Here is a 13,455-nt window from a genome sequence, read left to right on the forward strand (position 1 = left end):
TGGGTCATTGTAGGCGCAGGTACCGGTGGCAATCCGCGCGGCAGCCCCCACATCGTGGCCATCCATTTTGGCGAGAGCTCGACATGATCCCGTTTTCCGTCCTCGACCTGGCGCCGGTCACCGAAGGCAGCGACGCGAGCCAGGCGTTCCGCAACACGCTGGACCTGGCCCAACTGGCCGAGCGGCTCGGCTATCGGCGCTACTGGCTGGCCGAACATCACAACATGCCGGGCATCGCCAGCGCGGCGACCGCGGTGCTGATCGGTCATGTGGCCGGCGGCACCTCGACCATCCGCGTCGGCGCCGGCGGCATCATGCTGCCGAACCACGCGCCGTTGCAGGTGGCCGAGGCGTTCGGCACGCTGGCCTCGTTGCATCCGGGGCGGATCGATCTGGGCCTGGGCCGCGCGCCCGGCACCGACCAGCCGACTGCGAAGGCGTTGCGTCGCTACTTCGACAGCGCCGACGCGTTCCCGCATGACGTACTGGAGCTGCTCGGCTACTTCGAGCCGGCCAAGCCCGGCCAGCCAGTGCGCGCCGTACCCGGCGCCGGCATCGAGGTGCCGGTGTGGCTGCTCGGCTCCAGCCTGTTCAGCGCGAAGCTGTCGGCGCAGCTCGGCCTGCCGTTTGCGTTCGCCTCGCACTTCGCGCCGGATGCGATGGACGAGGCGCTGGCGCTGTACCGGCGCGATTTCCGCCCGTCGGCGCGGCTGCAGCAGCCGTACGCGATGCTCGGCCTGAACGTGGTCGCGGCCGACAGCGATGCCGAGGCGCGGCGCCTGTTCACCACCCAGCAGCAGAGTTTCATCAATCTGCGCCGCGGCCGGCCCGGCCTGATCCCGCCGCCGATCGACGACATCGAGTCGTACTGGACGCCACCGGAGAAGCTGATGGTGGAGCGTGCGCTGGCCTGCGCCGTGGTCGGCGCTGCCGATACGGTGAAGGACGGTATCGAGGCGTTCATCGCCCGGCACCGGCCGGACGAGTTGCTGATCACCGCCAACGTGTTCGAGCACGCCGCGCGGCGGTCTTCGTTCGAGATCGCGGCAGCGGTGCGCGATCGGCTGTCGGCAGCGAACTGAACGCCACCGCCGCGAAAGCCCGGGCAAGGTCGCCGATCGGCCATAATGGGCGTCATCCCACGAAACCCTGAAGCTCTCCCACGCATGAAAACCCCCAAGGGCCTGCAGGACCTGATCGACGAAGGCGTGATCGATCAGGTGCTGCGACCGCTGAAGAGCGGCAAGGAAGCATCCGTCTACATCGTGCGTTCGGGTGAGGACGTCCGCTGCGCCAAGGTCTACAAGGACATGGCGCAGCGCAGCTTCCAGGCGCGCGTGCAGTACCAGGAAGGCCGCAAGGTGCGCGGCAGCCGGCAGGCGCGCGCGATGGGCAAGGCCACCAAGTTCGGCCGCAAGGAGGCCGAGGCCGCCTGGAAGAACGCCGAGGTCGACGCGTTGTACCAGCTCACCGCCGCCGGCGTGCGCGTGCCGAAACCCCACGGTTACTTCAACGGCGTGCTGGTGATGGAGCTGGTCACCGATGCGGACGGCCATTCGGCGCCGCGACTGGGCGAGGTGGAACTGTCGGCGGACACGGCGCGCGACTACCACCGCTTCCTGATGCAGCAGGTCGCGCGCATGCTGTGCGTGGGCCTGATCCACGGCGACCTGTCCGAATACAACGTGCTGGTGGGGCCGGACGGCCCGGTGATCATCGACCTGCCGCAGGTGGTCAGCGCCGCCGGCAACAATGCGGCGCGTACCATGCTGCGCCGCGACGTGGGCAACATCACGATCGGCTTGTCGCGCTTCGCGCCGGAGCTGCTGGACACCCACTACGGCGAGGAGATGTGGGCGCTGTACGAACTGGGCGAACTGCACCCGGACAGCGAGCTCACCGGCCATTTCGAGTTCGACGAAAGCATCGCCGACGTCGACAGCGTGATGCAGTCGATCATCGACGCGCGGGAAGAAGCGATCATCCGCCAGCAGGGGCGCGAGGCGGCGGCGCAGGAAGATTGAAGCCTGACGAGGAAGCGCAGGGCAGGCACTGCCCACCCTGCAAGACCTCAGGGCGCGCTGACGTCGATCAGTTCCACGTCGAACACCAGCGAGGCGTTCGGCGGGATGTCGCCGCCGGCGCCGCGGGCGCCGTAGCCGAGGGCGGCGGGAATCAGCAGGGTGCGCTTGCCGCCCACGCGCATGCCGGCCACGCCCTGGTCCCAGCCGTCGATCACGCTGCCGGCACCGAGCGTGAAGTTGAACGGCGCGCCGTGATCGCGCGAGCTGTCGAACTTGGCGCCGTGCTTGTCCTTCGCGTTTTCGTCGTAGAGCCAGCCGGTGTAGTGCACCAGCACATCCATGCCGGCCTTCGCTTCGGCACCGGTGCCGACCTTCTGGTCGATCACGGTGAGCTTGTCCACCTGTCCGCTGGCGTGCGCCGGTGGAGGCGTGCTGCAGGCGGCGAGGGCGAAGACGGCGAACAAGGGCAGCAACCAGCGCATGAGATGACTCCGTGGGGTGATGTGGCCGAATCGGCGATTATCGGGCAAACGGGGTGCAGCGTCGCGACGTCATGCGCCGGCCAAGGTTCACGCGCGCGGGCCGGCCGCCTCGCGATGTTCGCTGCGTGCGGCCTGCCAGACCTCGCGCGCCGCATCGGCGTTCATCAGCATGATGCCTGCGCCCACGACCATGTCGGGCCACGCGGCATGCGTGATCGCGGTGGCGGCGCCGGCGATGATGATGGCGATGTTGGCGAGTACGTCGTTGCGCGCCGACAGGAAGGCGGCGCGGGTCAGGCTGCCGCTGTGGTGACGGAACCGCACGAGCAGCATCGCGCAGCTGAAGTTGACGAGCATCGCGCCCAGGCCGGTGGCCGTCAGCGGCAGCGGCGCCGGCGGGGCAGGCAGTTGGAACTTGCTCCACAACGCCCATAGCGTGGCGAGTGCGGGCACCAGCAGAATGGCGGCCAGCCCCATGCCCACGCGCGCCCGGGCTTTCAGGCTCCAGCCGAGCGCGATCAGGATGAGCAGGTTCACCGAGGCGTCTTCCAGGAAATCGACGCTGTCGGCAAACAGCGAAACCGAGCCGATCGCCAGCGCCACCGCGAACTCGGCGCCGAAGTAACCCAGGTTGAGCAGGGCCACGATGCCGACAACGCGGCGCAGCGATCCATCCACGGCGTTCGCCGACATGAGCGTTCAGCCCACGGTTTCGGTGGGTGCCATGCGCCGCAGCGGATCGACGGCGACCGCGTCGGCGTCGTTCATCAGCTGCAGCTGGCCGTCCTGGATCAGCGCCTGCAGGCGCATGCCACGCTGCAACAGCGCGGCCAGTTCGGCCACGGTGCGGACAGGGATGTCGAGCACGGTGAGGTTCCTGTTGCGGCTGAGTGCCGAACCGACCTTGTTCCACCAGATCTCCGCGGCGTTGCCGCCGTAGCTGATCACCACCACCTGGCGCGAGCGGCCGCAAGCCTTGCGGATGCGCGTCTCGTCGGGCTGGCCGACTTCGATCCACAGCTCGATCTCGTCGGTGTACGCCTTGCGCCACAGCGCCGGCTCGTCCTCGTCGCTGATGCCCTTGCCGAATTCCAGCCGCTCGTCGGCATACAGCGCGAACGCGAGCAGTCGCACCATCAGCCGTTCCTCGGTCTCGGACGGATGTCGCGCCAGGGTCAGCGCGTGGGTGGCGTAGTAATGCCGGTCCATGTCGCTGATCTGCAGTTCGACCTTGTAGATGGTGGAGTTGAGTGCCATGGGAATGCCTTGAGACAACAGCCGACCATTCTACGCGCACGTGGGCGCGGCGGCCCCGGCCGAAGGAGGGCGCCTCGCCGGACGCCGTACACTGCCTGTCATGGACCCAGCCACTCCAGCGTTCAACCGCGATCCCCGTGCCAGCACCGTGCACCTGCCGCCGGGTGCCTGGGCCACCGTGCTCGACGGGTTGTGCGCGCAGTTCGGCGCGATCGATCGCGTGCAGTGGCTGGACCGCATCGCGCGCGGGCGCGTGCTGGACGGGCAAGGCATCGCGATCACGCCGCAGACGCCGTATCGCCCGGGCATGCGCATCCACTATTACCGCGAGGTGGCGGCCGAGCGGCCGATTCCGTTCGTCGAAACCGTGCTGCATGCGGACGCGCACCTGGTGGTGGCGGACAAGCCGCACTTCCTGCCGGTGACCCCGGCCGGCGGCTTCGTCGAGCAGACCCTGCTGCGCCGGCTGATGCATCGGCTGGACAATCCCGATCTGGTGCCGTTGCACCGGATCGACCGCGCCACGGCCGGGCTGGTGCTGTTCTCGGCGAACCCGGCCAGTCGCGCGGCGTATCAAGCGCTGTTCCGCGAACGGCGGATCGACAAGCGCTACGACGCGTTGGCGCCGCCGCTGCCCTCGCTGGTGTTCCCTCTGTCGAGACGTTCGCGCATCGTGGCGGGCGAACCGTTCTTCCGCATGCGCGAAGTCGACGGCGAGCCGAACAGCGAGACGCGGATCGAGCCGATCGAGCGCGGCGAAGACGTGTGGCGTTACGCGCTGTTCCCGGTCAGCGGCCGCAAGCATCAGTTGCGCCTGCACATGGCCGCGCTGGGCGCGCCTATCGTGGGCGACACGCTGTATCCGGCGCTGGCCGAAAAATCCGTCGACGACTACCGACACCCCTTGAAGCTGCTGGCGCGCAGCCTGGCTTTCGTCGACCCGCTGTCCGGCGAACGCCGGCATTTCGAGAGCCGGCTGGCGCTGTGACGTGACGGCGCCGTTCGGCCGAAGGGATAACCATCCACGGCCATTCCACGCTATCTTCCACCGCAGCATCCATCCGGGGGAGAGCCATTCGTGAGTGCAAAACCTTTGTCCAGCGCCACGCCGCGCACCGAGTTGACCGTACGCGGCCTGATCATCGGCATCGTGATCACCCTGGTGTTCACCGCGGCGAACGTGTTCTTCGGCCTCAAGGCCGGCCTGACCTTCGCCACTTCGATCCCCGCGGCGGTGATCTCGATGGCGATCCTGCGCGGGTTCAAGGACTCCACGATGCAGGAGAACAACATCGTGCAGACGGTCGCCTCGTCGGCCGGCACGCTGTCGGCGATCATCTTCGTGTTGCCCGGCCTGGTGATGATCGGCTGGTGGACCGGCTTTCCGTTCTGGGTGACGTTCGGCATCTGCGCCACCGGCGGCATCCTCGGCGTGATGTACACGATACCGTTGCGCCGCGCGCTGGTGACCGATTCCGACCTGCCGTACCCGGAAGGCGTGGCCTGTGCCGAGGTGCTGAAGGTGGGCGGTGGCGATGACGCGGTCGCGGCGTCGGCCGAGAGCAGCAAGTCGGGTCTGTTCGCCGTCGCCGCCGGCACCATCGTCTCGGCGGTGTTCGCGGTGGTGGTCGCCACCAAGGTATTCGTCGGCAGCGTGGCGCAGTATTTCCACGTGGGCGACCGCGGCGGGGCCAGCGGCTATGACTTCAGCCTGTCGTTCGCACTGCTGGCGGTGGGCCATCTGGTCGGCCTGTGGGTCGGCCTGGCGATGCTGCTCGGCGCCTTGATCGCCTGGGGCTGGGCGGTGCCGCACTACACGATGCTGGCGGCAGCCACCGGCGCCGCCGCGGACATGGCGCAGGCGGCATGGGGCACCAAGGTGCGCTTCATCGGCGCCGGCACGATCGGCGTGGCGGCGATCTGGACGCTGGCCAAACTGGTCAAGCCGGTGATCAGCGGACTTTCCTCGGCGATGGCGTCGTCGCGGGCGCGCAAGGCCGGCCAGGGCGACACGCTGCCGCGCACCGAGCACGACATGCCGATCGGCATCGTCGGCCTGATCAGCCTGCTCTGCCTGCTGCCGATCGGCTGGCTGCTGGGCGACTTCAGCATCGTCACCGGGTTGGGCTCGCACCTGTGGCTGCTGGTGATCGGTGGCCTGGTCTTCGTGGTGATCATGGGTTTCCTGGTTTCGGCGGTGTGCGGCTACATGGCGGGCCTGATCGGTTCGTCCAACAGTCCGCTGTCGGGCGTGGGCATCCTGGTGGTGATCATCGCCGCGTTGCTGCTGCTGGTGGCAGGCGTGAAGTCGGAACTGGCCGGCGATGCCGGCAAGGGACTGGTGGCGTTCGCGTTGTTCGCCACCTCGGTGGTGTTCGCCGTGGCGACCATCGCCAACAACAACCTGCAGGACCTGAAAACCGGCCAGCTGGTCGACGCCACGCCGTGGAAGCAGCAGGTGGCGCTGGTGGTCGGCGTACTGGTGGGCGCGGCGGTGATCCCGCCGGTGCTGGACCTGCTGAACGAGGCGTACGGCTTCGCCGGCATGCCCGGGGTCGATCCGGCGCGTGCATTGGCCGCGCCGCAGGCGGGGCTGATCTCGGCGCTGGCGCAGGGCGTGATCCAGGGCAATATCGACTGGAGCCTGATCATTCTGGGCGGTGCGATCGGCGTGGCGCTGATCGTGCTGGATGCCGTCCTTGGCCGCACCACCAAATCGGCCGCGCTGCCGCCGCTGGCGGTGGGTCTGGGCATCTACCTGCCCACGTCGACCACGCTGATGATCGTGGTCGGCGCCATCGTCGGCTGGTATTTCGACAAGCGCGCCGAGCGCGGCCCCAAACCCGAGTCGACCAAGCAGCTCGGCGTGCTGCTGGCCTCCGGCATGATCGTGGGCGAAAGCATCATCGGCGTGATCATCGCGGCGATCGTGGTGTTCTCCGGCAAGGGCGCGCCGTTGGCGCTCGTCGGCGATGGCTTCGGCACGGCGGCGATCTGGATCGGCGGCATCGCCTTCGTCGCGGTCAATGTGGCGCTGTATCGCTGGGTGGCCAGGCTGGGACGGACATCGGCCACGGCATAACCAGGCGACGTTCCGGCGGCAGGTCGCGGAGGCTCCGCCGCTTTCCTGCCGCCGGAAAACCGCCCGCATGCGGAACCCGCTGCGACGGCTGCATCACGGTGCACGTGGGCGAGGCGCTGAAGCATGGCGCGACCCGCGAGGAGATCGCCGAGGCGCTCGGCGTGGCCGTGGCGATGAATGCCGGTGCGGCGCTGGTGTATTCCGCTCGCGCCATGGACGCGGTGAGCCAGCACAGCGGCTGAGCCCGCGCGGCACGGATTCCGCCGGCCGCCACGTACAATGCCGCCACTGTTTCAAGGTGGAAGGGATGACGTGACTGCTGGCGGATTTTTCGCGGCCGCGCCGGATGCGGCGCTGGCGGCCTTGTTCGTGCCCTTCGACGTGGGTGAGTTGCGCCTGCCGGCGGACGGCCGCGCACTGTTCCTGCGCGCCCGCGCCGGGATGCGTCTGCGCGAGATGGCGCAGCCCGGCTGGTTGTGCGAACAGGGTTTCCTTCCGTTCGCCGACGAACTGGGTCGCAACGGCCTGCGCGTGGGCGAACCGGCGGCCGATGAAAAATTTCCGCTGGTGTTATTGCTGCCGCCACGCCAGCGCGACGAGGCACGCGCCCTGTTCGCCCGCGCGTTGCGGCACCTGGCGCCAGGCGGCACGGTGCTGGCCGCGATGCCGAATGCCGAAGGCGCGAAGTCGGGCGAGGCGGACCTGACGAAACTGGCCGGCGCCGTGCAGCACCTGTCCAAGCACAAGTGCCGCGCGTTCTGGAGCACGCCGCAGCCGGCCGACGTCGACCAGGACCTGCTGGCCGAATGGCTGGGGCTGGATGCGCCGCGCACGATCGTCGACGGCTACGTCAGCCGCCCCGGCCTGTTCGCCTGGGACCGCATCGACCGCGCCTCGGCACTGCTGGCGGAACATCTGCCGGCGAACCTGCACGGTCGCGTGGCCGATCTCGGCGCCGGTTACGGTTATCTGTCCACGCAGGTCATCGCGCGTTGCCCACGGGTCGACGCGCTCGACCTGTACGAAGCCGAAGCGCGCGCACTGGAGCCGGCGCGGACCAACCTGGCCCGGGCGAAGCGCGAATGCGGGCGCGAGCTGGCCACGACGCTCTACTGGCACGACGTCACCCGCGGCCTGGCGCAGCGCTACGACGCCATCGTCAGCAACCCGCCGTTCCACCAGGGGCGCGCCGACCTGCCGGAACTGGGCCGCGCGTTCATCGTCAGCGCGGCCGAGGCGCTGCTGCCGGATGGCCGGCTGCTCATCGTGGCGAACCGGCATCTGCCCTACGAGGCCGTGCTGGCCTCGCGTTTTCATGAGGTGCGCGCGCTGGTCGTGCGGGAAGGATTCAAGGTGATCGAGGCGGTTGGGGTGCGCGGATGAAACTGATCAAGCTTATCGCGAACCTGGGTTACGGCAGCCGCAAGGACGTGACCCAGCTGTTCCGCTCCGGGCGCATCACCGATGCGGACGGCGAGGAGTTGTATGCCGACGACGTGGTGCCGTACGAGACCATCCGCGTCGACGACGAGCCGCTCGATCCGCCGCCCGGCCTGACCCTGATGATGAACAAGCCACTCGGCGTCACCTGCTCGCGCAAGGACCCGGGCCGCGTGGTGTACGACCTGTTGCCGCCGCGCTACAACGTGCGCTCGCCGGCCCTGTCCAGCGTGGGCCGGCTCGACCGCGACACCTCCGGCCTGCTGCTGTTCACCGACGACGGCGCGCTGCTGCACCGGATCATCTCGCCGAAGGCGCAGGTGACCAAGGTCTACGAGGCGACCCTGGCGCAGGATCTGCGCGGCGACGAAGGCGAGCTGTTCGCCAGCGGCAGTCTTCTGCTGGAGTCCGAAACCGAGCCGCTGGCGCCGGCCGCGCTTGAGGTGCTGGGCCCGCGACACGCCCGGCTCAGCGTCACCGAAGGCCGCTACCACCAGGTGCGCCGCATGTTCGCCGCCACGGGCAATCATGTCGAGACGCTGCAGCGGGTTTCGATCGGTGCCCTCGCGCTGGGTGCATTGCCGCTGGGCGAATGGCGCGCACTCGACGCTGACGAGATCGCATCGATTTTCGCGCCGTAGGGCGGGCACTGCCCGCCAGCTTTTCCACTTTGGCGTGACGCGAGCGGCGGACGCTGTCCGCCCTACGAAGCCTCGGTCACGAGCGCAACTAGAGCACGTGCACCGCCGTGGGAATCGTGGCGCCGAACCATTTGTGCCGCTCGTCGCGGCAGCTCGGGCTGCCCATCGCGAACTTGCGGCAGATGGTGGGGCGGTCCTCGTAGATGGTGCAGCCGGAGGTGTTCGGGTTGACCGCGGCGCACCAGCCGTCCTCGCCCTTGGCCAGGGTTTCCATGCCGTATTCGTCGCGGGCGACCAGCCATGCGGGCACATGGTCTTCAGGCATCAGGACCACGGTGAGGCGGCAGCACACGGCTTCGCAGGTCGTGCATTGCACGCTGGGGTCGACGCTTTCGGCGTAGGGGTCGGGGGAGATATTCACTCCCCAGCATGACAGCTTCGTCCCGCGCGAATGTGAACTCCGGGTCGGCTTGATGTATTCAATCCGTGCCGTCGCGCCACAACGCCTGCCAGCCGGCGGGGCCCAGCCGTTGCAGGGTCTCGATGTTGCGCCGATAGATGCTGTCGGTGTCGCTCATCGTCTCCATCGCGCGCTCGATGCTGGATTCGCGCAGCAGGTGCAGCGTGGGATACGGCGAACGGTTGCTGAAGTTCTCGACGTCGTCCGGCGCGCTGTCGGCGAACTGGTAGCGGGGATGGAAACTGGCCACCTGCCATTCGCCTTCCAGCCCCAGCGTCTGCACGGCGGCGTCGGCCACGTCGAGGAAGTCGTTGTAGTCGAGGAAGTCGCCGAGCACGAACGGATGAATCAGCAGGCCGGTCTCGCATTGGTCGGGCGTCAGCGCATTGAGCGACTGCAGTTCGCCGCAGAGGTCGTCGAGCAGCGCGTCGGTGTCGCGCGCATGGCTCACCCGCAGCCGCAACTTGCCCTGCACGTGCGGCGCGCGGGCGAACGGGCACAGGTTCAGCCCGATCACCGCGCGCTCCAGCCAGCGCGTGGTGGCGGCGAGGTAGGGCGCGTCCTCGGCTAGCGCGTCGGCGTTGAGGTGATCGGCAGACGTCGGGTTCATGCGGTTTTCGCCGAGGGTGCGGCAGCCGACTATAGCGGCTGGCTGGCGCACTGGCTTGTGCATGCCGTGCCGATGCCTGGCGGGTTTGCGTCGGGGGGCGCGGGGACGTTCAGGTGCCGATACGGGAACCGCCTTCGCAAACCTGATTTAATGGCGACCCTCGACACGGGGAGTTCGCCGCCCCGACCAGGCCCCCCGGATCGGCGGCGGCCGTGCCTTGAACAGGATTCGCTCGTGGATGGTTTGACACCAACGACCGCAGATGCCTTGCACGGCGACAGCCGCGGGTACTCCGAAGTCGAGGGTGGCATGGTCGCGTGCGATGGGCCGGCGCGGGAACCGGCCCCTGCCGAAGCGGGCACGGGAGCCGGCTCGGGCAAGCATCCGGTCACCGACCCCGTGACAGCGCGTGGCACTCCTCGGGAACCGGGCCGCGTCTATCTGATGGCGCCGGCGTGCTGGAAATCCGGAGGCGCGTCGGCCCGCCGCCGGTCGGTCGCCCCGGCCGTTCCGATGCCGGCACCTGCGCACTGGATCCGTTCACGGGCCGTGCCCAGCCGACTGCCCCCCAGCGTGCTGCGGCCGGCAGCGGAACGTTGGCTGCTGGATGGATGGCACGTGAGCGCAGTCGCCGGTTTGCGCCGGCTCGTCGACGCCCGGATCATGCCGTGGGCGCGGGCACGCATGCCGTCGTGGCCGGGATGGGCGAGGGCGCCTCGGCGCAGGCTTGCGGCAGGCGTCGCCATGGGCGCCATCGCAGGCGCTGCCCTGGTATTGCTGCGCATCGGCATGCCGCACCCCGGCGTGGGATCAACGCCAGCCAGGGCGGTGGTTGCCACATCGGCAAGGCCCGCATCTGTCATGCGTGCACTGTCCTTGCCGGCCGGGCCTGCGCCGGTGTCGGCTCCGGCAAGCGCATCAACGGTTGCGCCGGCAGCCCACGCCGAGCCGGCCGAAACCGGTCGCAAGCTGTTGTCCGACGTCAGCACGATGGACCTGATGATGCCGATCGAGGAGTCCGACCTCGACATCACTTCGCGGCAGAGCCTGTGGTCGCAGATCGGCAAGGCCTCCGGCGTCGATCCGCTGCTGCTGTACAGCGTCGCCCTGGTGGAATCGAAGGCGTTGTACCCGGATGGCAAGATTGCGCCCACGCCGTGGCTGTTCCGCGTCGACGACCACTTGGTGCGCGGCGAGCGGCATGACGTGCAGCTGGCGATGGCGGCGGCGAGCCAGTTCGGTTCGGCCGTGCAGGATGTCGGCATCATGCAGGTCTACTACCCGATGCACCGGGACGCGGTGCGCGATCCGCTGACGCTGCTGAATCCGCGCACCAACATCACCGTGGCGGCGAAAATCCTGCGCGACGGCATGCATCAGACCCGCGACCGGGTGCTCGGCGTGGGCTACTACCACAGCCACACGCCGACCCTGGCCAGGGATTACGGCACCGCCGTGCTGACCGTCTACCAGCGGCTGAAGGCGATCCATCGTCCGCCGCACCGTGGGCAGGCCGTGGCGCGCTAGCGCCGTTCGGAGAAAGCGCGCCGCACTGCATGGCCCGGCCTTGCATCGCGCCGTTGGCGCCCGGATATAGGCTGCAGTCCTTCGAGGCAGCCTGATGTTCGATCTTCGTTTCGACAATGCGTTCGTGCGCGAGCTGCCCGGCGATCCGGAGCAGGGCGCGCGGCTGCGCCAGGTCGACGGCGCGCTGTACTCGCGGGTCGATCCCACGCCGGTGGCGGCGCCGCGGCTGCTGGCGCATTCGGCCGAGATGGCGGCGACGCTCGGTTTCAGCGCGACGGATGTCGCCACGCCCGAGTTTGCCCAGCTGTTCGGCGGCAACGCCCTGCTCGACGGCATGCAGCCGTATGCGGCGAACTACGGCGGGCACCAGTTCGGCAACTGGGCCGGGCAGCTCGGCGATGGCCGCGCGATTTCGCTGGGCGAAGTGATCAATGCCGCCGGCGAACGCTGGGAGCTGCAACTGAAGGGTGCCGGACTGACGCCGTATTCGCGCGGCGCGGACGGCCGCGCGGTGCTGCGTTCCTCAGTGCGCGAATTCCTGTGCAGCGAGGCGATGCACCACCTGGGCGTACCGACCACACGTGCCCTGTGCCTGGTCGGCACCGGCGAGGCCGTGGTGCGCGACATGTTCTACGACGGCCACGCCGCGCCGGAACCGGGCGCGATCGTGTGTCGCGTGGCGCCATCGTTCATCCGCTTCGGCAATTTCGAGCTGCCCACCTCGCGCGGCGACATCGCGCTGCTGCGCCGGCTGGTCGAGTTCACCATCCGCCGCGACTTCCCTGAACTCGACGGTGAGGGCGAGGCGCTCTATGCGGCGTGGTTCACCCAAGTGTGCGAGCGCACCGCCACGATGATGGCGCACTGGATGCGCGTGGGCTTCGTGCACGGGGTGATGAACACCGACAACATGTCGATCCTCGGCCTCACCATCGACTACGGCCCGTATGGCTGGGTCGACAACTACGATCCGGACTGGACGCCGAACACCACCGACGCGCAGCGCCGTCGCTACCGCTACGGCCAGCAGCCGAACGTGGCGTGGTGGAACCTGAGCTGCCTGGCCGGTGCGCTGGCGCCGCTGTTCGATGGCATCGGGCCGCTGGAGGCAGGACTGCAGCATTACGCCGCCGTGTATGCCACCGCCGACCGCGCCAACATCGCCGCCAAGCTGGGCCTGGCCGAATGCCGCGACGACGACGTGGCGCTGATGCAGTCGCTGCAATCGTTGATGCAGCAGGCCGAGATCGACATGACGCTGTGGTTCCGCGCACTGGCCGCGGTGGACGTGCAGGCGCCCACGCTGGCGCCGTTCGGCGAGGCGTTTTACGACGAGGCGAAGCGGCGCGAGGCCGAGCCGGCGCTCGGCGACTGGCTGGCCCGCTACGTGGCGCGGCTGGCCGATGATCCGTTGTCGCCGGCCCAGCGCCGCGAGCAGATGCGCCTGGCGAACCCGCGCTACGTGCTGCGCAACTACCTGGCGCAGCAGGCGATCGACCGCGCGGAGCAGGGTGACCCCAGCGGTATCGCCGAACTGCTTGAGGTGATGCGCCATCCCTACGACGACCAGCCCGGCCGCGAGGCGTTCGCGCAGAAGCGCCCGGACTGGGCGCGGCACAAGGCCGGTTGCTCGATGCTGTCGTGCAGTTCCTGAACACGAAGGCCGGCATGGCCGGCCCTCGCATGACGGAACTGGTGCCCTCGAGACGATTCGAACGTCCGACCTGCCCCTTAGGAGGGGGCCGCTCTATCCAACTGAGCTACGAGGGCAGCGGCGGGATTTTCGCATGGATCACGCGGCGGTGCGATTGTGTTGCCCTTCCCTTGCTTGCAGTGGAGGCTGGCGAGGGGCGTTGGAGTGCCGGAAATCCAAGATCAAGAGCGACCCCACCCCAGCCCTCCCCTGCAACGCAGGGGAGGGAGTCACTTACC

General features: G+C 68.7%; 13 protein-coding genes, 1 tRNA gene and 1 pseudogene. 9 read left to right on the plus strand and 6 right to left on the minus strand.

From position 1 onward, the window contains the following. Positions 1-83: 83 nt before the first annotated feature. Complete coding sequence (locus ABIE04_RS12490; RefSeq protein ID WP_354550613.1) at positions 84-1,082, plus strand: LLM class flavin-dependent oxidoreductase; 999 nt, start codon at positions 84-86, stop codon at positions 1,080-1,082. A gap of 84 nt (positions 1,083-1,166) precedes the next feature. Beyond that, on the plus strand, positions 1,167-2,024 hold the full coding sequence (locus tag ABIE04_RS12495) for a PA4780 family RIO1-like protein kinase (RefSeq protein WP_354550616.1): 858 nt from the start codon (positions 1,167-1,169) through the stop codon (positions 2,022-2,024). Between the two features lie 47 nt (positions 2,025-2,071). Here ABIE04_RS12495 and ABIE04_RS12500 read toward each other — a convergent pair whose 3' ends face one another. The 3 genes from ABIE04_RS12500 to ABIE04_RS12510 form a co-directional block, all read right to left on the minus strand. After that, positions 2,072-2,506: an FKBP-type peptidyl-prolyl cis-trans isomerase gene (locus ABIE04_RS12500; protein WP_354550618.1), complete on the minus strand. Its 435-nt coding sequence runs from the start codon at positions 2,504-2,506 to the stop codon at positions 2,072-2,074. 87 nt (positions 2,507-2,593) lie between these two features. After that, positions 2,594-3,199 (minus strand): cation transporter, encoded by a 606-nt coding sequence (locus ABIE04_RS12505; RefSeq protein WP_354550620.1) that lies wholly within the window; start codon positions 3,197-3,199, stop codon positions 2,594-2,596. Positions 3,200-3,205: 6 nt separating this feature from the next. Then, on the minus strand, positions 3,206-3,763 hold the full coding sequence (locus ABIE04_RS12510) for a YaeQ family protein (RefSeq protein ID WP_354550623.1): 558 nt from the start codon (positions 3,761-3,763) through the stop codon (positions 3,206-3,208). A gap of 100 nt (positions 3,764-3,863) precedes the next feature. Here ABIE04_RS12510 and ABIE04_RS12515 point away from each other — a divergent pair, with 100 nt between their 5' ends. From ABIE04_RS12515 to ABIE04_RS12535, 5 genes and pseudogenes are all read left to right on the plus strand, one after another. After that, positions 3,864-4,751: an RluA family pseudouridine synthase gene (locus ABIE04_RS12515; protein ID WP_354550625.1), complete on the plus strand. Its 888-nt coding sequence runs from the start codon at positions 3,864-3,866 to the stop codon at positions 4,749-4,751. A 90-nt stretch (positions 4,752-4,841) separates the two neighbouring features. Further along, positions 4,842-6,845 carry an OPT family oligopeptide transporter gene (locus ABIE04_RS12520; protein ID WP_354550627.1) on the plus strand — a complete coding sequence of 668 codons (2,004 nt, stop codon included), beginning with the start codon at positions 4,842-4,844 and terminating at the stop codon, positions 6,843-6,845. A 65-nt stretch (positions 6,846-6,910) separates the two neighbouring features. Next, positions 6,911-7,087, plus strand: a pseudogene (locus ABIE04_RS12525) (carboxymuconolactone decarboxylase family protein); the annotation flags it as partial. Between the two features lie 70 nt (positions 7,088-7,157). Beyond that, positions 7,158-8,228 (plus strand): class I SAM-dependent methyltransferase, encoded by a 1,071-nt coding sequence (locus ABIE04_RS12530; RefSeq protein ID WP_354550630.1) that lies wholly within the window; start codon positions 7,158-7,160, stop codon positions 8,226-8,228. After that, positions 8,225-8,926: a pseudouridine synthase gene (locus ABIE04_RS12535; protein WP_354550632.1), complete on the plus strand. Its 702-nt coding sequence runs from the start codon at positions 8,225-8,227 to the stop codon at positions 8,924-8,926. The genes ABIE04_RS12530 and ABIE04_RS12535 overlap by 4 nt, the downstream gene beginning before the upstream one ends. Before the next feature lie 88 nt (positions 8,927-9,014). Here ABIE04_RS12535 and ABIE04_RS12540 read toward each other — a convergent pair whose 3' ends face one another. Continuing rightward, complete coding sequence (locus ABIE04_RS12540) at positions 9,015-9,347, minus strand: YkgJ family cysteine cluster protein (RefSeq protein WP_354550634.1); 333 nt, start codon at positions 9,345-9,347, stop codon at positions 9,015-9,017. A 58-nt stretch (positions 9,348-9,405) separates the two neighbouring features. Further along, complete coding sequence (locus tag ABIE04_RS12545) at positions 9,406-9,996, minus strand: DUF1415 domain-containing protein (RefSeq protein WP_354550636.1); 591 nt, start codon at positions 9,994-9,996, stop codon at positions 9,406-9,408. Between the two features lie 861 nt (positions 9,997-10,857). Here ABIE04_RS12545 and ABIE04_RS12550 point away from each other — a divergent pair. Together ABIE04_RS12550 and ABIE04_RS12555 are read left to right on the plus strand one after the other, a co-directional pair. After that, positions 10,858-11,523: a transglycosylase SLT domain-containing protein gene (locus ABIE04_RS12550; protein WP_354550638.1), complete on the plus strand. Its 666-nt coding sequence runs from the start codon at positions 10,858-10,860 to the stop codon at positions 11,521-11,523. A 94-nt stretch (positions 11,524-11,617) separates the two neighbouring features. Continuing rightward, positions 11,618-13,177, plus strand: coding sequence for a protein adenylyltransferase SelO (locus tag ABIE04_RS12555; protein WP_354550640.1), 1,560 nt, complete (start codon positions 11,618-11,620; stop codon positions 13,175-13,177). Positions 13,178-13,216: 39 nt separating this feature from the next. Here the strand turns inward: ABIE04_RS12555 and ABIE04_RS12560 are convergent. After that, a tRNA-Arg gene (locus ABIE04_RS12560) sits at positions 13,217-13,293 on the minus strand. Positions 13,294-13,455: the final 162 nt, after the last annotated feature.

This window comes from Rhodanobacter soli (genome assembly GCF_040548735.1).
Taxonomy (GTDB): domain Bacteria; phylum Pseudomonadota; class Gammaproteobacteria; order Xanthomonadales; family Rhodanobacteraceae; genus Rhodanobacter; species Rhodanobacter soli_A.